Here is a 21,323-nt window from a genome sequence, read left to right as displayed (position 1 = left end):
CAATATGCAAGTGCTGGCGCGGGCCAATGGTTGATCGGTCCCGTCCGCGCTTTCCTGTGCCGCCGCAAAGCTGAACCGAGCATGAGCCTCTTATCCACTCTGTTTTCCCGCAAGGATGATCGCGCCTATCTGCGCCCGCTCTACGAGGCCGTCGTCGCGACGGCGCGGGAGCCGCATTGGTATATGGAAGGCGAGGTGGCGGATACGCTGGATGGCCGATTCGACATGGTGGCGCTGGTGCTCTCGCTGGTGTTGCTGCGACTCGAGGCGCTGGAGGCCACCAACGATTCGGCGCGGCTGACCGAGCTGTTCATTGACGATATGGATGGGCAGATCCGCCAGATCGGCTTTGGCGATGTGGTGGTGGGCAAGCAGATCGGCCGCATGGTCGGCGCGCTCGGTGGCCGGCTTGCCGCCTATCGCGCCAGCTTGCAGGGCGAGGCTTCATTGAGCGAGGCGCTGGTGCGCAACCTCTATCGCGGCGAGGCGCCGGCGGCGGATGCGCTGGCCTATGTCGAAGCACAGGTACGCATGCTGGCCGAGACGATCAACGCATGCAGCCGCGGCGCGCTGCTGGCCGGCCAGTTGCGGGGGTGATGCCGTGAGCGAAGCGACGTCAGGCGCCGCGCCGGAATTTTCCCGCATTCTGCGCCTTAATGAGCTGGGTGACGGGCGGCGGGACCGCACCGTCGAGGCCGATGCCGCAGAGCGGGCCGCGCTCGCGCGCCGCTTTGGCCTGCGCAGCCTCGATTGGCTGGAGGCGCAGGCGCATGTGGCGCCGGATGCCGGTGGCTGTCGGGTGACCGGGCGCGTGCGCGCGTCGCTGGTGCAGGCCTGCGTCGCAACCGACGAGGATGTCCCCGCAGAGCTCGACGTGCCGATGGACGTGCGATTCGTGCGCGGTCTCGACGAGAACGGCGAGAGCGACGCAGAAGAGATCGAACTGCGCGAGGAGGATTGCGATATCCTCCCGCTGGAGGACGAGCGAATCGATCTTGGCGAAACGGTCGCGCAGACCCTGTTCCTGAACCTCGATCCCTATCCCCGCGTGCCGGATGCCGACGAAAAGCTGCGCGCGCTCGGCGTGCTGAGCGAGGAAGATGCCGGCCCCTTCGCGGCGCTGAAGGGCTTGAAGCTTGGTGGCGCCGCTTAGGCGGCATGGACAATTTGGCCGGACGGATTTTCCGCTATTGAGCGGTCCAGAATGCGCGACCAAGGGCTAAATTGGCGCCGGGAACCGACCTAGGATTGCTCGCCGAAGTCTGACGCAATCAGTTTCTCAATTAGATCGTCATCTAGGTTCATGATTGCCTCGGCGATCCTTTGATGCCCTTTCGCTACCGCCAGCGCTGAGAACGCCGATAGTAGCACTGGCTCGTTCCAATCCTCACGGCGATGGAGCGCTACGCAATCCGTCAATCTGAATATTGCGTCGCTATACGTCGCTGCAAGGTGACCTGGTATCTGCGGACCATTTCCCTTGTTTCGGGCGATCTCGATCGCCGCAGGCAGCTGAAAAAATCTGAAGTCGAGCGGCCCGGTAGCTTTGCAGGCAATCTCGACGATATGGGGCACCGCTGCATATGAGACGTCGAACACGTCGTCTTGATGGCACAGGCTTGACCAAAGAGTGAACCACGGCTCGCTCTTATAATTGTCGTTCGGATCAGTCGTTCGAGCTAGTTGGCGAAGTAGATCTGGGATATCGGCGGCGCTTCCGTGGGCATGCGTCAGCGCGGACCATCTGGGATCGTCGAGTTCGAGCATGATCGATGCCTAAACCGACGAGGGTAGGTCGGCAATGTCGTTGTGTCCGGTCAGTCCGCCTCCGGAAAAAGAGCACAGTAGCCGCCGTCCTACGAACCTTGGCGCTTGCCCACGCCGCCGAGCTAGGCCCCGTCCGCCGGGATGAACCGCAGCACGCCCGCGATCCGTGACACGCCGGTGTCGGAGGGATGCGACACCCCGTCATTCACGATCACCTCGGCAAAGTCGAACGGGCTGATGCCCGACAGGCAGGCGACATTGACGCCATATTCGTGGGGGTTCGAGCGGCGCCGGTGATGGGTGTAGATGCCGCAGGTTCCGCAGAAATGGTGCTGTGCGGTTCCGCTGTTGAAGGTGTAGGAGCGCAGCGACTCTTCGCCCGCCGTCACTTGCAGGTCTTCGATCCGGGCTGAGACCGCGATGGCGCCGCGCATCCGGCAATATGAGCAGGTGCAGCGGCGCGCCGAGCGCAGGCCGTCCTTCAGGCGCACGTGAAAGCGCACCGTCCCGCAATGGCAGGCGCCATCGATCTCAGTGACATTCAGGTCCATGCTTCGTTCCTCTTTCGTTCGCGCGGTTGCCATGGCATAACAGGGAGCATGGCGCAGACGCCCGAGCAGGATCGCAAGATCATCCATATCGATATGGACGCCTTTTATGCGTCGGTCGAGCAGCGCGACGATCCGGCGCTGCGCGGCTTGCCGGTGGCTGTCGGCGGCGGCGGGCCGCGCGGCGTGGTGGCAGCGGCGAGCTATGAGGCGCGCGTGTTCGGCGTGCGCTCGGCCATGCCGGGCGGCAAGGCGCGCCGGCTCTGCCCGGAGCTCATCTTCGTGCGGCCGCGCTTCGAGGCCTATCGCGCCGTCTCGCAGCAAATTCGTACGATCTTCGAGCGCTTTACCGACATCATCCAGCCGCTCTCGCTGGACGAGGCCTATCTTGATGTGACGCGCAACAAGCCCGGCGTTGCCTCGGCCACTTATGTCGCGCAGGAAATCCGGCGGATGATTCGCGAGGAGACGGGGCTGACCGCCTCGGCCGGCGTCTCGTGCAACAAGCTGATCGCCAAGCTCGCATCGGACCAGAACAAGCCCGATGGCCTGTGCGTCGTGCGGCCCGATGAGGCCGAGGCGTTCATGGCGGCGATGCCGGTGTCGCGCATCCATGGCGTCGGCCCGGTGACGGCGCGGCGCATGGCCGCGCTGGGCATTCACAGCGGCGCGGACCTCAAAGAGTGGCCGCTGCCGGCGCTGCAGCGCCATTTCGGCAAGGCGGCGGCCTTTTACTTCGGTGCGGCGCGCGGGCTGGACGAGCGCCCGGTGCGCGACCGGGAGTCGCGCAAGTCGATCAGCGTGGAAGATACTTTCGCCAGCGATATTGGCGCGGAAGGCCTGTTGCTGGCGGAGCTGGAGAAGATCGCCGCGCGCCTGTGGGGCCGGGTCACCGCGAGCCGGGCCTTGGGGCGCACCGTTACGCTCAAGATCAAGCTGGGGGATTTTCGCATCCTCACCCGCTCGCGCTCGCTGCCTGCCCCGCCGGGCGATGCCGAGGATCTGTTCGCGATCGGCGCCGATCTGCTCCGCGCGCAACTGCCGCTGCCGGTCGGCGCGCGGTTGCTGGGGCTCGGGCTCTCAAACCTCATCGATCCCGAACGTGAAGAGCCGGACGAGACGCCCCAGCTCAGCCTCGCCTTCGGTTAGAAACGCAGGCCGAGCGCGACGCCGCCGAGCAGCCAGCAGAAGAAGGTGATGAGCACGATCCCGACGAGGTTCAGGATGAACCCGCCGCGGACCATCTGTCCCATGGTGACCGCCCCGGTGCCGAACACGATGGCATTGGGCGGGGTGCCGACCGGCAGCATGAAGGCGAGCGTGGCGGCGAAGGCTGCGGGGATGAGCAAGGTCATCTGATCGGCCCCGATGCCAAGCGCCACGGCGCCCAGCACGGGAATGAAGGTGGCGGCGGTGGCCGTGTTGCTGGTCACTTCGCTCAGGAAGACGATGAGGGTCACGACGGCGATGACGAGGAGCAGGATCGGCAGCGTACCAAGCCCGCTCACTTGCGCGCCCAGCCAGCCATCAAGCCCGCTGGCGACAACCTCCCCCGCAAGGCTCAGGCCGCCACCGAACAGCACCAGCACGCCCCAGGGCACGCCGCTTTCGGCATCCTTCCAGTCGAGCAGCATCTGCCCTCGGCCCTCGCCGGGCAGCAGGAAAAGTGCCAAGCCGGCGGCGAGTGCAATGGCGTTGTCATCAAGGCGCCCGAACCAGCCAAGATCGGCCTTGCTGCCGAGAATGGCGCCGACCACGCCGGGCACGACCCAGAAGAAGACCGCACAGCAAAAGACGAGGGTCACCAGCAATTCGCTGCGGCTGAACCGGCCGAGGCCGGCCAGCTCCCGGTCAATGAGCGCGCGGCCGCCCGGCACCTCGCCGAAGGTGAACCGATAGAAGACCCGCGTCATCAGCAGCCACGCAATGAGAATGAAGCTGAAGGCAATCGGCACGCCGACCAGCATCCAGTTCAGGAAATCGACCTGCCGGCCCAGTTCCTTCTCGATATAGCCGGCCACGATGGCATTGGGCGGGCTGCCGAGCAGCGTGCCCACGCCGCCCATGCTGGATGACCAGGCAATGGCGAGCATCAGGCACGCGCCGAAATTTGCGAGCTCCCTGGGTGCCACGGCGGATGCGCCATCGCAGGCGAGTGCCCCGGTTTCGTCGCGGCGATCACAGACCAGCGTGAGAACGGAGAACGCAATCGGCAGCATCATGAGCGTCGCCGCCGTGTTGGAGACCCACATGGAGACAAAACCCGTCGTCAGCATCAGGCCCAGCACGATCTGGCGCGGGCTGGTGCCGACCCGGCGGAGCGTGAGCAACGCGACGCGGCGGTGGAGCTGCCATTTCTGCATGGCGATGGCGAGCAGAAAGCCGCCGAGGAACAAGAAGATGATCGGGCTGGCATAGGGCGCCGCAACCTGCGCGACGCTGCGGTCGCTCGCCATGGGGAAGAGCAGGATCGGCAGCAGTGCGGTAACGGCGATCGGTGCGGCCTCGGTGATCCACCAGAGCGCCATCAACGTCGCGACGGCGGCGACCCAGCGGCCCTCCGGCGACAGACCCTGCGCATCGCCCAGAGCGAGCCAGATCAGCGCTGCGCCGGCCAGGCCGAGCGCGCGCAATGCCCAGATCTTGAGAGGCGAGCGCGCGGTCGTGGCAGGGTCGCCATCGCCGTGCTGCCCGGTTGGTTCACTCTCTTGCGATGATGGTGCCACCTTGCCCCCGCTCCCTGTCCCGCGCGAATGTGCGGCAGGAGCGGCGGCGTGGCAAGCCGCTCCCGGCTGGAATGCCGACTGGGATGGCGGCTGGCGTACGGCCTGTCAGCCGGGGTAGGGGCTATCCTTCAGCAGGCCGGCGAGGTGCGCGGCATTGGATGCCACCATGCCGGCGGTCTTGGTCACCGGTTTGGGTGTCGACTTGAGGTCCTTGAAATCCGTGCTCCCCATCGCCTCGCCCACCCAATAGCAGGCGGCGACGGCGGGGATCGTCCAGCCGACATCGTTCATCGCCTGGAAGAGCTGCGCGCTGGAGAAATGGGCGCCATCCTCATTGCCGACGATGGCGGCGACGGCGACTTTGCCGTAGCTCGGCATCCGGCCCGCATCGTCCGTTTCGCTCAGAAAAGCATCCATCCGCTCCAGCACGCGCTTGGCGATGCTGGAGATCTGCCCCATCCAGATCGGCGCGCCGAAGATCAGGATGTCGTGTGCCAGGATTTTCTCGCGCAGGGCTGGCCAGTCATCGCCCTTGCCTTCATCGGAGGTGACGCCGGGCAGGATGTTGAGCGCGGCGACGCGCACGGTTTCGCTCAGTGTCACATCATGTTCGGCGAAGGCGTCGGCCAGAACCGCGATCATCGCGTCCGTCGATGAGGGTTCGCTGCTATCGGCTTTCAGGGTGCAGTTGAGGGCGAGGGCCTTCAGGGTCATGCTGGTGCTCCGTGTCCGTCCCCCCCCTCACACAACACCCCAGCCCCCAGAGAGTTCACCGCCCTGTCCTGCGCCATTGCACGCGGGCGGCCGCAGGGCTATCGCGCGCCGCAAGCCCGTTTTCCCAAGGGCATTGAGGATGTTGGCCGTTTCCTTTCGCCTGCCTGTTGCCGCCCTGCTGCTGGCTTTCCTGGCGCTGCCTGCGCAGGCGCAGCCGGGCGCTGCTGCGGCCGAGGACGCCGCCGTCGTCATCACGACGGACGCAGCCGCGGGTCGGGCCGTGGATTCTGCCGCTAAGCCGGGTGCGCTGCGGATCGGCCCGGCGCCCCGCCTGCCAGCGCTTCGCTACCCGCAAGCCCGCCGCCTCGACCTGACCGAGACGCATTTTGGCGTGCCCGTTGCCGATCCCTATCGCTGGCTGGAGGGCGACCCGCGCCACGATGCCGATGTGCAAGCATGGATTGCGGCGGAGAATGAGACGACCTTCCGCTACCTCAAATCTTTGCCGGGCCGGGAGGCGTTGCGTTCCCGCATGGCCACGCTGCATGGCTTTGAGCGCTTCGGGAATCCCCGCAAGGCCGGCGAGCGCTATTTCTATACGCGCAGCAAGGGCGAGAATTTCTCGCCCATCTATGTGCGCGAGGGCGTCGATGGGGCGGAGCGTCTGCTGATCGATCCCAACAGGCTCTCCACCGACGGCTCGGTTGCGCTCGCCGAGTGGCTGCCTTCGCGGGACGGGCGCGCGCTGCTGCTGGCGCTTCAGGAGCGGGGCAGCGACTGGCGGACCGTGCGGGTGCTGGATGTCGAGAGCGGCGCGCTGATGCCTGACCAGGTGGCCTGGGTGCGCTATTCGGCGCTGGCCTGGAATCATGAGGGCAGCGGCTTTTATTATGCGCGCTTTGCCGCGCCGACCGAGGGCGGGCGTGATCCCTCGTTCGAGAACCAGCAGGTCTGGTTTCACACGCTGGGCACCGAGCAGGCGCAGGACCGGCTGGTCTATGCCACGCCGGATCGGCCCCGGCTGCTTCACCGCGCCGAGGTGACGGCGGACGGCCGCTGGCTGCTGATCAGCTCGAAGATGGGGACCGAACAGACCGCCGAACTGGTGCTGATCCCGCTGACCGTTCCGGACGCCCGGCCCGTGACGCTGGTGCGGGGATTGCGCAATGCGTGGCAGATGATCGGCCAGCTTGGCGATCGGCTCTATTTCCGCACGGACGCAAGGGCCCCCAATGGACGGATCGTGACCATCGATGCCGGCCACCCGCGCCGCCGCCCGGTCGAGGTCGTCGCGGAGCGGCCGCAGACGCTGGCCGGGGGATCGATGATCGGCAGCCGGCTTGTGCTGGCTTATATCGTCGATGGGCGGATCGTCGCCGAAATCACGGATCTCGCCGGCAAGCGTCAGGGCGATGTGCCGCTGCCCGGGCTGGGCGCAGCCGCAGGCTTCAGCGGCCGGCCCGGCGATCCGGAAACCTTCTACGCCTTCTCCAGCTTTACCCAGCCGCCGACGATCTACCGCTTCAATGTCGAAACCGGCGAAACCAGCATCTTCGCCCGCTCCGCGCTCGGCTTCGATCCGGCGGATTATGTGACGGAGCAGGTCTTCTACCCCGCGCGCGATGGGACGGCGGTGCCGATGTTCATCGTGCGGCGGCGCGATCTCGCCCGCGCGGGCATGCCGGCGCCGACGCTGCTCTATGGCTATGGTGGCTTCAATGTCGCGCAAACGCCCAGCTTCTCGCCCACCCGCTTTGCCTGGGTCGAGCAGGGCGGCGTGCTCGCCATTGCCGGCGTGCGGGGCGGGGGGGAGTTCGGCAAGGCCTGGTACGATGCCGGGCGGGGCGCCAACAAGCAGACGACCTTCGATGATTTCATCGCAGCGGCCGAATATCTCAAAGCCCAGGGCTATACCGGCGCCAACCAGCTGGCCATCGAGGGGCGCTCCAATGGCGGCCTGCTGGTGGGGGCCGTGGTGAATCAGCGGCCCGACCTGTTCGCCGCCGCCCTGCCGGGTGTCGGCGTGATGGACATGCTGCGGTTCGACCAGTTCACGGCCGGCGCCTTCTGGGTGGACGATTATGGCCGGCCCGACCGGGAGGCGGATTTCCGCACGCTGCTGGCTTATTCGCCCTATCACAATATCCGCAGCGAGGCGGACTATCCCGCCATTCTGGTGACCACGGCGGATAGCGACGACCGGGTGGTGCCCGGCCACAGCTTCAAATATGCCGCAGCCCTGCAGGCGGCGCCGCTTGGCGAGAGGCCAAGGCTGATTCGCGTGGACACCGGCACAGGCCATGGCATCAATCGCCCGACCGACAAAATCGTCGAAGAATATGCGGATATGTACAGCTTTGCGGCCTATTGGACCGGCCTGACGCTACGGCCGCGGTCAAACCTCTCCACCGCGCCCACAGAGAGCGCCAATGCGGGCTCGGTCGCTATTCAGCCCGCGCTCATCGGCCCGGTGCGATAACGCTCTGGCCGGCGATGCTGTTGCCGGTGTTGCCAGGAAGCGATCTGCCGATGAACGTTCACTCGAAACTTGCCTTGGCCGCTGCGGCCGGGGCGATGGTCATGGGCTCTGCGACGCCCGCCTCTGCGCGCGGCTATGATGGCCGCTGGGATCGGTATCCGCGCCATCATCGCGGTCATGACAATAGTGGCGCCGTCATTGGCGCGATCATCGGTGTCGGGCTGATCGCGGCGATCGCGACGGCGGCTGCCAAGCAGCGCGACGCGGACCGTTATCCCACGCGCCGACCGGGCGATCGCGGTTATGATCCGCGCTATGATGACCGCGCCGGCGACTATCGCAATGACCGCTATGACGACGGCTATGATGGGCGCCCCGCGGGTCAGGCGCTGGACGATGAAGACGCGGCGGTCGACGCTTGCGCCATCGCGGCGCGCGATCAGGCCTCGCGCGATGGCAATTATGCCGAGGTGCGGGACATCACGGGCGCGCGGCCCTTCGGTTCCGGCTGGGATGTGACCGGCACGCTGAGCATGCGTTCGAACTTCAGGGCCGGCGAAGGCCGCCTGCGCAGTTTCCGCTGCATCTGGGACGATGGCCGGGTGGACGGCGTCACCTTCGGCTAACGGGCCATGCGGACAGGCTGGACAGGCCAGCCCGCCCGTCTTATCCGCTGCCCATGTCAGCACATTCCTCAGCTCACCCCGATTCCATCCTCATCGTCGACTTCGGTAGCCAGGTGACGCAGCTCATTGCGCGTCGTGTGCGCGAAGCCGGGGTCTATTCCGAGATCGCCCCGTTTACGCAGGCGCTGGCCGCCTTCCAGCGGATGAAGCCGCGCGGCATCATTCTCTCCGGTTCGCCCGCCAGTGTGTGCGACGAGGGGAGCCCGCGCGCGCCACAGGAGCTGTTCGAGAGCGGCCTGCCGATCCTCGGCATCTGCTATGGCCAGCAGGTGATGAGCCATCAGCTCGGTGGTGAAGTGCGGCCCGGCCATGAGACGGGCGAGGGCGGCGAGTTCGGCCGCGCCTTCCTTACCGTCACCGAGCCCTGCGTGCTGTTCGACGGACTGTGGGAGACGGGCGATCGCCATCAGGTGTGGATGAGCCATGGCGACAAGGTGACGAAGTTCGCGCCCGGTTTCCGCATCGTGGCGACATCGGACGGCGCGCCCTTCGCGCTCATCGCCAATGACGAGAAGCGCTATTATGGCACCCAGTTCCACCCCGAGGTGGTGCATACGCCCGACGGCGGCAAGCTGATCGCCAATTTCGTGCGCCATGTCTGCGGCTGTGCCGGCGACTGGACGATGGCGGAATTCCGCGCGACAAAGATCAAGGAAATCCGGGAGCAGGTCGGTTCGGGCCGGGTGATCTGCGGCCTGTCCGGCGGCGTGGATTCGGCGGTCGCCGCGGTGCTGATCCATGAGGCGATCGGCGAGCAGCTCACCTGCGTATTCGTCGATCATGGTCTGATGCGCCATGCGGAGGCCGAGCAGGTCGTCAGCCTGTTCCGGGGGCATTACAACATCCCGCTGGTCCATGTGGATGCGAGCGAGACCTTCCTCGGCGGCCTCGCCGGCGTCACCGACCCGGAGGCCAAGCGCAAGTTCATCGGCAAGGCCTTCATCGACCTGTTCGAGGAGGAAGCCCGCAAGATCGGCGGCGCGGATTTCCTGGCGCAGGGCACGCTCTATCCGGATGTGATCGAGAGCGTCTCGTTCACCGGCGGGCCGAGCGTGACGATCAAGAGCCACCACAATGTCGGCGGCCTGCCTGAGCGCATGAACATGAAGCTGGTCGAGCCGCTGCGCGAACTCTTCAAGGATGAGGTGCGCGATCTGGGCCGCGAGCTTGGTCTGCCGGACATCTTCGTCGGCCGCCATCCCTTCCCAGGGCCGGGTCTCGCGATCCGCATCCCCGGCGAGGTGACCAAGGAGCGCTGCGACGTGCTGCGCAAGGCGGATGCCATCTACCTCGAGGAAATCCGCAACGCCGGGCTTTATGACGCGATCTGGCAGGCTTTCGCAGTACTGCTGCCAGTGCGCAGCGTCGGCGTGATGGGTGACGGGCGGACCTACGACAATGTCCTCGCCCTGCGCGCGGTGACCTCCACTGACGGCATGACGGCCGACATCTACCCCTTCGACGCCGCCTTCCTCAGCCGCGTGGCGACGCGGATCATCAACGAGGTGCAGGGTATCAACCGGGTGGTGTACGACTATACCAGCAAGCCGCCGGGCACGATCGAGTGGGAATGAGATCGGCGTAAATTACGGACGGGTATCCTGCACATTTCCCGGAGGCCGCGAGCTCCGGGTTGGCTTTTATCTACGCGCGAATTGGCGATCCCGGCCGCTCGGCGGTGATCGTGACAGCTTGATGCCGTCCCGCCTCCAATTACGCCGACAAATAATGGCCGCTGCCCGAAAATTCCGGCTCGGAAAATTGGCGTGATTTCAACGGAAAGCACGAAAATCTGCCGCTAGCGTGCGGGCTATTTGTTGAAGTTTCTACATCATATATTGACATCTCAACAACATTTGACAGATAATGGTCTGCAATCGATTGAATCGAGCATGCTCGCCAGGGCGGCGGGCGCAATTGTCCGAAAGAGGGGATGTTATGAACGAGCGAGTCTCAGCCAAAACGCGCGGATTGCGCGATTCTCTGCTGATCACGGCAGCAATCTGTGCGGTGGCGGCAAGCGTGCCGGCGATGGCGCAGGACGCGCCCCAGGCCGATGAGGCCGACGCCGAAAGCATCGTGGTTACCGGCACGCGCCTAAGCGCCACCGGCTTTACCGCGCCGACGCCGGTCACGGTGATGGATGCGGACCGGATCGCAAAGATCGCGTCGCCCACCGTCGGTGAGGCGCTGGCCCAGCTGCCGTCCTTCCGGCCGTCCAGCACGCCGAACACGCAGAACATCTTCCCGGCCAATGCCGGCGCCCGCATCTCGGATCTGCGCGGTCTCGGTGCTTCGCGCACGCTGGTGCTGCTCGATGGCCGGCGCTTCACGCCCAGCACCTCGACCGGCAGCATCGACCTCAACATGATGCCGACCCTGCTGATCCGCAGCACGGAAATCGTCACCGGCGGCGCGTCGGCTGCTTATGGTTCGGACGCTGTCTCGGGCGTGATCAACCTGCGTCTCGACACGCGTCTCGATGGGCTCAAGGCGACGGCCGGCTACGGCGTGACCGATCGCGGCGATGGCGACCAGTATTTCTGGCAGATCGGCGCGGGCAAGCGCTTCGCCGATGATCGCGGTCGCTTCATCTTCGGCGCCGAGTATAACAAGGACGAAGGCACCGGTGGCTGCTACACCCGCGATTTCTGCGGCAATGAAGTGGGCGACCTGACCAACGTGCCGGGCCTCGGCGGTCGTCCCGCTCACAACATCATCACCGGCATGCGCACCGCGACACTGACCCCGGGCGGCCTTATCACCGCGACCATCAACGGCGCAGGCACGTCCACGCCGGCGCGCGGCGGCGTGCTGGACGGCATTCAGTTCGGCCCCAATGGCTCGCCCACGCAGTTCGTCTACGGCCAGAACGCCAGCGGTCTCTTCCAGCAGGGCGGCTCGGGCGAAGGCCTCAACGCCTTCTTCGACGATCCGCTCCTCTCCATCCCGGTGACGCGCTACAACACCTTCGCGCATCTGGAATATGAGTTCTCGCCAGCCTTCACCGCCTTCCTCGAAGGCAGCTACGGCCATGTCGATGGCTTCACGCGGGGCCCGGAAATTCGCGCGGCGTCCAACATTGCCGTCGACAATCCCTTCCTGCCCGCCTCCATCCGCACCACGATGCAGAACAACGGCATCGCCGCGATCAGCGTTGGTAAGCTCGGCGTCGACTTCGGCCGCATGGACAGCACGTCGATCCGTGACACCTATCGCATCGTCGGCGGCGCACAGGGCGATCTGGGCGGCGGCTGGTCATGGGATGCTCATGCGCAATATGGTGAGACGGCTTACAAGCAGAACACCATCAACAATCGCATCAATGCGCGCTACGCCAATGCCGTCGACGCGGTGGCCGGCCCCAATGGCCCGATCTGCCGGATCAATGCGGACAGCAACCCGAACAATAACGATCCGTCATGCGTCGCGCTCAATATCCTGGGTCAGGGCCAATATTCGCAGGCCGCGAAGAACTACGCCTTCGGCACCACCTGGCAGGACAACAAGTACACCCAGCTTGCTGGCGCTGTGAACATCAACGGCACGCCTTTTGAGACCTGGGCCGGCCCGGTCGCCTTCGCGGTCGGTGTGGAAGGGCGTCGCAACACGCTCGACATCAGGGTCGATCCGATTTCGGCCGCCAACGGCTTCTATGTGTTCAACCAGACGCCGTCGGCCGGTAACACCAGCGTTGTCGAAGGCTATGTCGAGCTGGGCGTGCCCCTGCTGCGCGAGAGCGCTGTCGGTTCGCTCGACCTGAACGGTGCCATCCGCCAGGCTCATTACAAGAATGAAGGCGCCGCGGGCAGCAACACGTTCAACGCCACCACGTGGAAGGTCGGCGCGACCTACAAGCCCGTCAACTGGGCGATGCTGCGGACGACCTACTCGCGCGACTTCCGTGCGCCCAACACGTCCGAGCTGTTCACGACGCCCGTCAGCGGGGTCGGCGTGTTCTATGATACGGTCAAGGGCGCCGAGAAGTTCATGAACGTGCTCACCGGCGGCAATGTCCGGCTGCGTCCGGAAACGGCCAACACGTTCACCGCTGGCTTTACCCTGCAGCCGCAGGGCGCACTCGAGGGCCTGCGCTTCTCTGCCGACTACTATAACATCCGCATCAACGACGCGATTGCCACGCTGTCGGCGCAGGTCATCCTCAACACCTGTAACACGACGGGTGCCGCCGATGTCTGCTCGCTGGTCCAGCGCGACGCCAACAACTTCGTGGACACGATTTCGGTTCTCTTCCTGAACCTCAATCGTCAGCAGCTGCGCGGCGTCGACTTCGAGGCTGGGTACAACCTGCCGTTCGGCGGTGAGCGTTCGGTCGATTTCCGGCTGCTCGCCACCCACACGATCGACTTCACCAACAGCGCCCTGCCGGGCATCGATCGCGCCGGGGACAACAGCGCGTCCGGTATCCCGTCCTGGATCCTTGATGGCATGGTGAGCCTCGATATGGGTCGCCTGGGTGTGAACCTGCAGGGCCGCTATCTCTCGAGCGGTAAATATGATGCGACGCTGATCGGCCCGGAAGATGCCGGTTACAGCATCACGCTGCCCAACAGCATCAACACCAACCGCGTGCCGTCGCGCTTCTACACGAACGTCGGCGTGACGTTCGACCTGATGAGCGAAGGCAGCAAGAAGGTTGAGCTGTTCGCCAACGTCTACAACCTGTTCGACGTGATGCCGCCGCCCTACTGGAACGGCAACAACAACGCCGTCTACTATGACAATGTCGGGCGTCGTTATCGCATGGGCGCACGGGTCGTCTTCTGATCAAAATCCTGAAAGCTCCGACCTCGGCCGGGGCTTTCGCTTTTTATGGAGAGGGCGCAATGCGCGAGGGTGCTTTTCCGGCCAAAGGCATCAGCCGCCGGGCTTTTTCGATAAGCTGTGCGGCGGGGCTGGGCGGACTGCTTGCCCGTCCCGCACTGGCCGCAGCAGCGCCGATCGCAACGACCACGCATGGGCAAGTGCGCGGTCGGTGCGAATATGGCGTCAATGTCTTCCGCGGCATTCCCTATGGCGCCTCGACGGCGGGCCGGAACCGATTTGCCGCCCCGCAGCCGCCTGCGGCGTGGAGCGGCGTGCGCGATGCGGTCGACTATGGCCTGCGCAGCCCGCAACTGCCCGATGGGCCGGACGGGCCGGGCTTCTCCTCATGGCGCGAGCCGAAGGCCTCGGGCGAGGATTGCCTCGCGCTCAATGTCTGGACCCCGGGCCTTGCCGACGGGAAGAAGCGCCCGGTGATGATGTGGCTGCACGGTGGCGGCCTGGCGGTGGGCTCGGGCGCGACGCCGGTCACCGACGGGCGCAATCTGGCGGCGCGGCAGGATGTCGTCGTCGTCGCCGTCAATCACCGGCTCAACCTGTTCGGCTATCTCTATTTCGACGATCTCACCCGCGATCGCAGCGTCGCCGCCAATCCGGGGCAGCTCGATATGGTCGCCGCCCTGCAGTGGGTGCGCGACAATATCGCCGCGTTCGGTGGCGATCCGCAGAATGTGACGATTTTCGGCCACTCCGGCGGCGGCCTGAAGGTTGCGGGGCTGATGGCGATGCCGGCGGCCAAGGGGCTGTTCCATCGCGCGATCCTGCAGAGCGGCTTTGGCACTACCACTGTCGCGCGCGACGAGGCGGAGCGCATCACTGCCTCCCTGTGCAAGGCCGTGGGCGTGCGGGCCGGGGACGTGGAGGCATTACGCGCCATCCCCATCGAGCGCCTGCTGGCCGGCCTGCAGGAGATCACCGGCGGCAATCCCGTGCGCGGGCCGGGGCTGGTCGCTGATGGCACCGTCGTGGCGCGGACACCGTTTGCGCCCGATCTTCCGGCGGTCTCGCCCGACATTCCGGTGATGGTCGGCCATACCAGTGCGGAGACGACCGTGCTGTTTCCGCCGCCCGGCGCCTTCGATCTCGACTGGACAAGTCTGCCGGCGGCGCTGGAAGGCCGCGTGGCATCGCCTGCGCCGCTGATCGAAGGGTTCCGCAAGCTGCACCCCAAGGCCACGGCGAGCGACATCTTCTTCGCCATCACGACCGAGGCCGGCATGGGCCGCAATGCCCGCATCGTCGCGGAAACCCGCGCGGCGGGCGCGACGAAGCCGGCCTATGCCTATCTCGTCAACTGGCAGTCCCCGGCGCAGGGCGGGCGGATGCGCAGCCCGCACGGCATCGAGGTGCCGATGGTGTTCGATATGGTAACGGAAAGCTATGGCAGCGTCGGTGAGCGCATGGCCAATGCCCAGCATCTGGCCGACGGCATGAGCCGCTATTGGGCCAATTTCGCGCGGACCGGCGATCCGAATGGCGATTGCCTGCCGCTCTGGCCGGCTTATGGACAGGACCAGCGGATGACGATGGTGTTCGACACTGAGTATGCCGCCAGCGCCGATCCGCTCGGTGCCGAGCAGGGGCTGATTGCCCGCTATGCCTGAGGCCTTCCCCATCCGGGCTGTGACGTCCGCTCGTCCTGCCACGCAGACCGTGCTTGCTGTCCTCCTGCTCATGCTGGTGGCCCTTGTCGCCGCGCCGCACGCTATGGCCGCGCCGAAGAGCGAGGCCACGCCGTTCACGCTCCCGGCTCGCCCGGCCAGCGCGCCGCAAATGCCCTGCGGCGACCTCGTCAAGCCGGTCTCCCAGCAAGCGGAGGACATTGTCTATCGCGTGCGCTCGGCCACGGTAGAAGGGGCCAGCGCGGCGACACCGGGCGTCTGCCTCGTCAAGGCCTATACGGCGCCGCAGACCGAGTTTGAGCTCCGACTGCCGATGGCCGGCTATGCGGGGCGGTTCCTGCAAGGGGGCTGCGGGGGCATGTGCGGAGTCATCGGCCGCGAGGTGACGCCGCTCTGCAGCAACGCCCATATCGCCGATGGCAGCTTTGCCGTCGCCTTCAACAATGGCGGCCATCACAGTGCCGGCATCGGCGATGGCACATGGGCGGTCGGCGCGCCGGAATTGCGGGAACAGTTCGCGCACAAGGCCGCTCATGCCGTCGCCGTCGCTTCCAAGGCGATCGTTGCGCAATTTTACGGCGCGCCCCCGGCTTACAGCTATTTCGTCGGCTGCTCGGGCGGCGGGCGGGAAGCCTTGATGGAGGTCCAGCGCTATCCGAACGATTTCGATGGCGTCGTGGCCGGCTCGTCGGTCGCCATGCCGGCGGCGATGCAGCTCTTCCTGTGGGAAGCGCAGCAGGGGCTTTATCCCGATGGGCGCGAGATTTTCACGCCGCAGGCCGTCGAACTGCTGCACGCCGCCGTCATCAAGGCCTGCGACGGGCTGGATGGCATCACCGATGGCCAGATCGACGATCCGCGCCGCTGCCGATACGACCCGGCAAAGCTCGCCTGCCGTCCGGGCGCGGCGGGGCAGGCTAACTGCCTCAATGCCGATCAGGTCGTAGCGGCCCGCGCTTATTATCGCGGCCCGACCGATGCCGATGGCCAGTCCCTCTTCCCCGGTGGCGCGCCTTATGGCGCCGAACTGGGCTGGGTTGGCCGCGGTGCGCCGACGCAGACGGGCAAGTTCGCGGCACAATCCTTCCTGCAATATCTGCTGCTGCAAGGCGAACTCCCGGCCGACTTCACCTGGCGCGACTGGACCTTCTCGCGTGAAAGCCTGCAGCGGCTGCTCAAGGGGGGCGAACTCTACGATGCCGGCAACCCGGACCTCTCAGCCTTCCGCGACGCCGGCGGCAAGCTGCTGATGTGGCAGGGCGTGGCGGACAATGCCGCCGGCGCTTTTGGCATGCTGGACTATTATCAGGCCGTGCGCGACCATGCCGGCGGGCTGGACGCGGCCCGCGCCTTTGCCCGCATGTTCCTCGTGCCGGGCGGTTATCACTGCGCGGGCGGCTATATCCCCTATGATCAGGATTTCCTGGGCGCAGTGGTGCTCTGGGTGGAAGAAGGCAAGGCGCCGGATGCCGTGGTGGCCAGCGCCCGCCTCGACACGGGCGTGGTGCGCCATCGGCCGCTTTATGCCTATCCCATGCTCACCCACTACCGGGGCGGCGACGTGAATGCCGCGACCTCCTTCGAGCCCGTCACGCCCAAGACGGAGCCGCAAGACGGCTTCGACTGGCCCGGCTCCCACGCCAGGGCGCGCCCGCTGACGGGGCGTTGATCCGCTCTCTCCTGACCGGCGCGGGGCGGGCCAAGGGTGGATGGTATCACAACGCGTGATACCGCCGCGATCTCGTAAGCTGCCGGCCTGCGCGAGCAGACGCTGGTCGCGGTCGCCATGAGCGTCCCCCGCCCCGACGAACGCCTGCTCCTGATCGGCGATGCGCTGCTGTGCCCTTGGAGTGAGCGCAAGCGAGCCGCAGCTCTGGCGCAGATCGGGAAGGCTGCCGCGAGGATTGATCCGACGGCGGTTCGCCCGCTCCTTATCCGCCGGACGTCGCTGCCGTGTCTCCTGCGGCGAATTCTTCCGTCTCGCCTTCCACATTGAAGCGCAGGCGATAGCCGATGCCCAGCTCGTTGCCAATGATCCGGGGGCGCTGGGGATCGGCTTCCAGCTTCTGGCGCAGCGTGCGGATGAGCACGCGCAGATACTCCACATGGTGCTCCTTTTCGTGCGGCCAGGCATGGGCCATGATCTGCTGATGCGTAATCACGCGGCCGGGGAATTTGGCGAGCTGGGCGAGCACGGTATATTCCTTGGGCGTCAGGTGTACTTCCTTCCCCGCCTTCAGCACGACCCTGTTGAGAAGATCGATTTCCACGTCGCCCGCCCGCACCATGGACACGCCGCCCTCCTTGGCCATGCGATTGCGCAGCGCCACCCGAACGCGCGCCAGCAGCTCGTCGGTATCGAACGGCTTGGTCAGATAATCGTCGGCGCCGAGATCGAGCGCTGCCACCTTCTGGTCCGTCGCGTCGCGGGCCGAGACGATGATCAGCGTCGTGTCCGACTGCTGCTTGAACAGCGGCACCAGTTCCAGGCCATCCCGGTCGGGCAGTCCCAGATCGAGGAGGCTGATGTCCGGTCGCTCCGCCTTCAGCCTCTCCATCGCTTCGCGCGCATTCTCCGCTTCGACGACGGCGTAATCGGCCCGCCCCAGCGCGGTGTGGATCAGCTTGCGGATATGCGGCTCGTCATCGACGATCAGCACCTTGTGACGGACGTTCATAGCAGATCCTCATGGGGGACGTCGGAGATGATCAGCGCCTGCGGGATCATGATCGTGAAGGCCGCGCCGCGCGGCTCGGCATTGTTGGCGGCGGACACCGTCAGGCCCATGGCCTCGGCAAATCCTTTCACGATGGCGAGGCCAAGGCCGGTCCCATGCTTCGCCCGGTCGGAGCCTTCCAGCCGCGTAAAGGTGTCGAACACCCGCGCTTCTGCACCCGCCGGAATGCCCGGCCCTTCATCGACCACCGACAGGGCGATCGCATCGGGCAGGCGCTGGCCGCGCACGATCACGGGCGTTCCGGGATGAGCATAGCGACCGGCATTGTCCAGCAGGTTGATGAGGCAGTGGTGAAGCAGCGTCGGGTCGACACGGACCAGCGGAATGTCGGGCGCGATCTCGACCTCGACCGCATGGCCCTGCAGGGACTGGCGCGTGTCATGCACGGCGCCGGCGACCGCGTCGAAGAGGTCGGTCGGCTCGACCTTGAGCGGCAAGGCGCCCGCTTCCACCCGCGCCATGTCCAGCAGATTGGCGACGAAGCGGTTCAGCCGTTGCGCTTCGGCATCGACGGTATCGAGCAGATCGGAGGGATGCTGGCGTTTCAGCTCGTGCACGGCGGAGAGGATGGTCGTCAGCGGTGTCCGCAAATCGTGACTGACCGAGGAGAGCAGCGCCGCGCGCAGCCGGTCGCGCTCCTTGATCTGTCGCGCATCCAGCATCTCCTGCTCCAGCGCCATGCGATCGAAGGCGATGGAGGCCTGATCGAGCAGGCTCATCAGGAGCGGGACCTGATCGGAGCGAAGCGGCGGCCCGGCGTCTTCCCGGGCCAGACCCAGCACGCCGAGCACCCCCCGCTGGGTCCGCAGCGGATGGAACAGCCAGTCCGACGCGGTAAGCGTGGACGATCCGCGCCCGGCCGGCTGCTCATTGTCCATCGCCCATTGCGCGGCGGCCTTCTCGATCTGTTCGAGCCGATCCTCCGGCGGCACCGCCGCGCGCAATTGCGGCCCGTCCGGCGATGGCAGCAGCAGCACGGTGCGCAGTTGGAGCAGGCGGCCGACTTCCGCGCAGATGGCGTGCATCAGCTCCTCCTGGCTCGCCGAGGCGGTGATTTGCCGGGAAAACCCTGCAAGAGCCGCGTTCTGGCGCGCGCTGGACTGGGCAAGGTCGGCCTGGGCGCGGACGCGCGCGGCGAACTGGCTGGTCACGATCGCCACACCCAGCAGCACCAGAATACTGACGACATTCTCGGGATTATTGACCGTCAGCGTGCCGGTCGGCGGCAGGAAGAAGAAGTTATAGGCGAGGCTCGAAAGCAGGCCCGAGACCAGCCCCGCCCGCAGGCCATAGCTGGCGGCGGCGAACATGACGGGCACGAGGTACATGAGCGCGATATTGCTCAGGTCGATCGCCTCGATGAGCAGCCTGCCGAGCGCCGTCATCGCGGCGATCATCACCGCCGACCAGAGATAGTGGGACGGCTTTCCCCATCCCTGGCTAAAACGCTGGCGCACCGCCTGCGGGCCGGGCGTGGCGGCATCTCCGGGCAGGACATGCACGGCGACATCCCCGATCTCGCGCACCAGCTTGTCGACCACGGAGCCATGGCGCAGCTCGAACCACCAGGGTCGCGCCGATTTGCCGATCACGATCTGGGTCGCGCGGGCGTCGGCCACATAATCTTTCAGCCCCTCGACGACGGACGTCGCAGGGATCGTCGCGGTCGTGGCGCCGAGGCGCGATGCGAGCGCCATGGTGTCGGCCAGCTGCTCCCGCTCTTTGGGCGTGAAGGAGAGGCTGCGCTGCGTCTCGATATGGACGGCGGACCAGGGCGCCTTGAGCGCATCGGCGAGCCGCTTGGCCGCGCGGACGAGGCCCTGCGCGCTGGTGACCTCGCTGATCGCGACCAGAACGCGTTCCCCCGCCGCGAAGCTGCCGGCCAGGGCATGGGCGCGAACATAATCGAGCATCTGGGCATCGACGGCCTGCGCGGCGCGGCGCAGTGCCATCTCGCGCAGGGCGGCGAGGTTGGACTTCGAGAAGAAATGGTTGAGCGCGCGGCTCGCTTCCTGCGGAATGTAGACCTTGCCCTCTTTCAGGCGCTCGATCAGTTCGTCCGGCGGAATATCGACCACCTCGATCTCGGCCATTTCGAGAATGGAATCGGGCACGGTCTCGCGCACATGGACGCGGGTGAAGGAGGCGACGACGTCGTTGAGGCTCTCGACATGCTGGATATTGACCGTGGAATAGACGTCGATGCCCGCGTCCAGCAGTTCCTCGACATCCTGATAGCGTTTGGGATGCCTGCTGCCCGGCGCATTGCTGTGCGCCAGCTCATCCACCAGCACGAGCTGGGGGCGGCGCGCGAGGATGGCGTCGATGTCCATCTCGCCGAGCCGGTGCCCTTTATGCTCGACGGCGCGGCGGGGGATGACCTCATGCCCGATCAGCAGCGCCTCGGTCTCCTTGCGGCCATGGGTCTCGACGATGCCGACCACGACGTCGATCCCGGCCCTGAGCCGCTGCATGCCGTCGGTCAGCATCTCGTAGGTTTTGCCGACGCCCGGAGCAGCTCCCAGGAAGATCTTGAGACGGCCGCGACCTTCCTGCGTCGCCTGACGCAGAAAGGCTTCCGGATCGCGGCGGTCTGGATCGCTCATGACGGCGTGGTAGCGCCGATTCCGTCCAGACGTCGATTGATTTCCAGCACATTGACGCGCGGCTCACCCAGAACACCGAGCAGCGGTTGTTCGATGCTCTTGTCGACGAGGGATCGGACCCTGGCTGCGTCCCAGCCGCGCGCACGGGCAATCCGGCCCACCTGATAATAAGCCGCCTGCGGGGTGATGTGGGGATCGAGACCGGAGCCGGATGCCGTGACCAGATCGGCCGGCACCGGCTTGCCGGGATTGGTCCGTTCCAGCGTGGCTATGTCCGCCTGCACACGGTCGATGAGCGCGCGGCTGGTCGGGCCGAGGTTCGAGCCGGAGGATGCCATGCCATCATAGCCGTCGCCCGCCGCCGAGGGGCGGGGATGGAAATAGCGATCCGCCGTGAACGCCTGCCCGATCAGACGCGAGCCGACCGGCTTGCCCTTCTGTTCGACCAGGCTGCCATTGGCCTGTGATGGAAAGATCAGCTGGCCGATGCCGGTGAGCGCGAGCGGATAGGCGAGCCCCAGCAGGAGGGCGAAGAGCGCTGTCATGACCAAAGCCGGTCTGAGCGCGGTGAGAATGTCCTTGTTCATGCGTC

Annotated in this window: 16 protein-coding genes; 9 read left to right on the top strand and 7 right to left on the bottom strand. The window is 66.1% G+C overall.

Features of this window, described 5'->3' with window-relative positions:
* The first annotated feature begins 81 nt into the window (after nt 1–81).
* Both M2339_RS12505 and M2339_RS12500 read left to right on the top strand, forming a co-directional pair.
* Nucleotides 82–597, top strand: coding sequence for a ubiquinol-cytochrome C chaperone family protein (locus M2339_RS12505; protein ID WP_264586383.1), 516 nt, complete (start codon nt 82–84; stop codon nt 595–597).
* Nucleotides 598–601: 4 nt separating this feature from the next.
* Nucleotides 602–1,153 carry a YceD family protein gene (locus M2339_RS12500; protein WP_264586384.1) on the top strand — a complete coding sequence of 184 codons (552 nt, stop codon included), beginning with the start codon at nt 602–604 and terminating at the stop codon, nt 1,151–1,153.
* Between the two features lie 89 nt (nt 1,154–1,242).
* On the opposite strand, the gene M2339_RS12495 is transcribed toward M2339_RS12500, so the two are convergent.
* Nucleotides 1,243–1,767 (bottom strand): hypothetical protein, encoded by a 525-nt coding sequence (locus tag M2339_RS12495; protein ID WP_264606373.1) that lies wholly within the window; start codon nt 1,765–1,767, stop codon nt 1,243–1,245.
* Nucleotides 1,768–1,889: 122 nt separating this feature from the next.
* A complete protein-coding gene (locus M2339_RS12490) occupies nt 1,890–2,318 on the bottom strand; it encodes a GFA family protein (protein ID WP_264586386.1) in 429 nt (142 codons plus the stop codon).
* Nucleotides 2,319–2,366: 48 nt separating this feature from the next.
* On the opposite strand from M2339_RS12490, the gene dinB reads away from it, so the two are divergent.
* On the top strand, nt 2,367–3,464 hold the full coding sequence (gene dinB, locus M2339_RS12485; protein ID WP_264574248.1) for a DNA polymerase IV: 1,098 nt from the start codon (nt 2,367–2,369) through the stop codon (nt 3,462–3,464).
* Here dinB and M2339_RS12480 read toward each other — a convergent pair.
* Nucleotides 3,461–5,041 (bottom strand): SLC13 family permease, encoded by a 1,581-nt coding sequence (locus tag M2339_RS12480; RefSeq protein WP_264586387.1) that lies wholly within the window; start codon nt 5,039–5,041, stop codon nt 3,461–3,463. The two genes, dinB and M2339_RS12480, sit on opposite strands and share 4 nt — an antisense overlap.
* Before the next feature lie 105 nt (nt 5,042–5,146).
* Nucleotides 5,147–5,755 (bottom strand): flavodoxin family protein, encoded by a 609-nt coding sequence (locus tag M2339_RS12475; protein ID WP_264586388.1) that lies wholly within the window; start codon nt 5,753–5,755, stop codon nt 5,147–5,149.
* Nucleotides 5,756–5,894: 139 nt separating this feature from the next.
* On the opposite strand from M2339_RS12475, the gene M2339_RS12470 reads away from it, so the two are divergent.
* The 6 genes from M2339_RS12470 to M2339_RS12445 all read left to right on the top strand — a co-directional run bounded on the left by M2339_RS12470 (nt 5,895) and on the right by M2339_RS12445 (nt 17,056).
* A complete protein-coding gene (locus M2339_RS12470) occupies nt 5,895–8,234 on the top strand; it encodes a prolyl oligopeptidase family serine peptidase (RefSeq protein WP_264586389.1) in 2,340 nt (779 codons plus the stop codon).
* A 50-nt stretch (nt 8,235–8,284) separates the two neighbouring features.
* The gene (locus tag M2339_RS12465; protein WP_264586390.1) at nt 8,285–8,860 is read left to right on the top strand and encodes a hypothetical protein; all 576 of its coding nucleotides are present in this window, start codon (nt 8,285–8,287) and stop codon (nt 8,858–8,860) included.
* A gap of 53 nt (nt 8,861–8,913) precedes the next feature.
* Nucleotides 8,914–10,494 (top strand): glutamine-hydrolyzing GMP synthase, encoded by a 1,581-nt coding sequence (gene guaA / locus M2339_RS12460; RefSeq protein ID WP_264586391.1) that lies wholly within the window; start codon nt 8,914–8,916, stop codon nt 10,492–10,494.
* A 364-nt stretch (nt 10,495–10,858) separates the two neighbouring features.
* Nucleotides 10,859–13,708: a TonB-dependent receptor domain-containing protein gene (locus tag M2339_RS12455; RefSeq protein WP_264586392.1), complete on the top strand. Its 2,850-nt coding sequence runs from the start codon at nt 10,859–10,861 to the stop codon at nt 13,706–13,708.
* Between the two features lie 59 nt (nt 13,709–13,767).
* On the top strand, nt 13,768–15,369 hold the full coding sequence (locus M2339_RS12450) for a carboxylesterase/lipase family protein (protein WP_264586393.1): 1,602 nt from the start codon (nt 13,768–13,770) through the stop codon (nt 15,367–15,369).
* Nucleotides 15,370–15,388: 19 nt separating this feature from the next.
* Nucleotides 15,389–17,056, top strand: coding sequence for a tannase/feruloyl esterase family alpha/beta hydrolase (locus M2339_RS12445; protein ID WP_264606372.1), 1,668 nt, complete (start codon nt 15,389–15,391; stop codon nt 17,054–17,056).
* Nucleotides 17,057–17,318: 262 nt separating this feature from the next.
* On the opposite strand, the gene M2339_RS12440 is transcribed toward M2339_RS12445, so the two are convergent.
* The 3 genes from M2339_RS12440 to kdpC are packed head-to-tail and all read right to left on the bottom strand — an operon-like array spanning nt 17,319 to nt 21,318.
* On the bottom strand, nt 17,319–18,065 hold the full coding sequence (locus M2339_RS12440) for a response regulator (protein WP_264586394.1): 747 nt from the start codon (nt 18,063–18,065) through the stop codon (nt 17,319–17,321).
* Nucleotides 18,062–20,731: a sensor histidine kinase gene (locus tag M2339_RS12435; RefSeq protein ID WP_264586395.1), complete on the bottom strand. Its 2,670-nt coding sequence runs from the start codon at nt 20,729–20,731 to the stop codon at nt 18,062–18,064. The genes M2339_RS12440 and M2339_RS12435 overlap by 4 nt, the downstream gene beginning before the upstream one ends.
* Nucleotides 20,728–21,318: a potassium-transporting ATPase subunit KdpC gene (gene kdpC / locus M2339_RS12430; protein WP_264586396.1), complete on the bottom strand. Its 591-nt coding sequence runs from the start codon at nt 21,316–21,318 to the stop codon at nt 20,728–20,730. The genes M2339_RS12435 and kdpC overlap by 4 nt, the downstream gene beginning before the upstream one ends.
* Between the last annotated feature and the right edge of the window lie 5 nt (nt 21,319–21,323).

This window comes from Sphingobium sp. B2D3C (assembly GCF_025961835.1).
Classification (GTDB): Bacteria; Pseudomonadota; Alphaproteobacteria; order Sphingomonadales; family Sphingomonadaceae; genus Sphingobium.
This window is presented reverse-complemented; position numbering and strand designations above follow the sequence as displayed.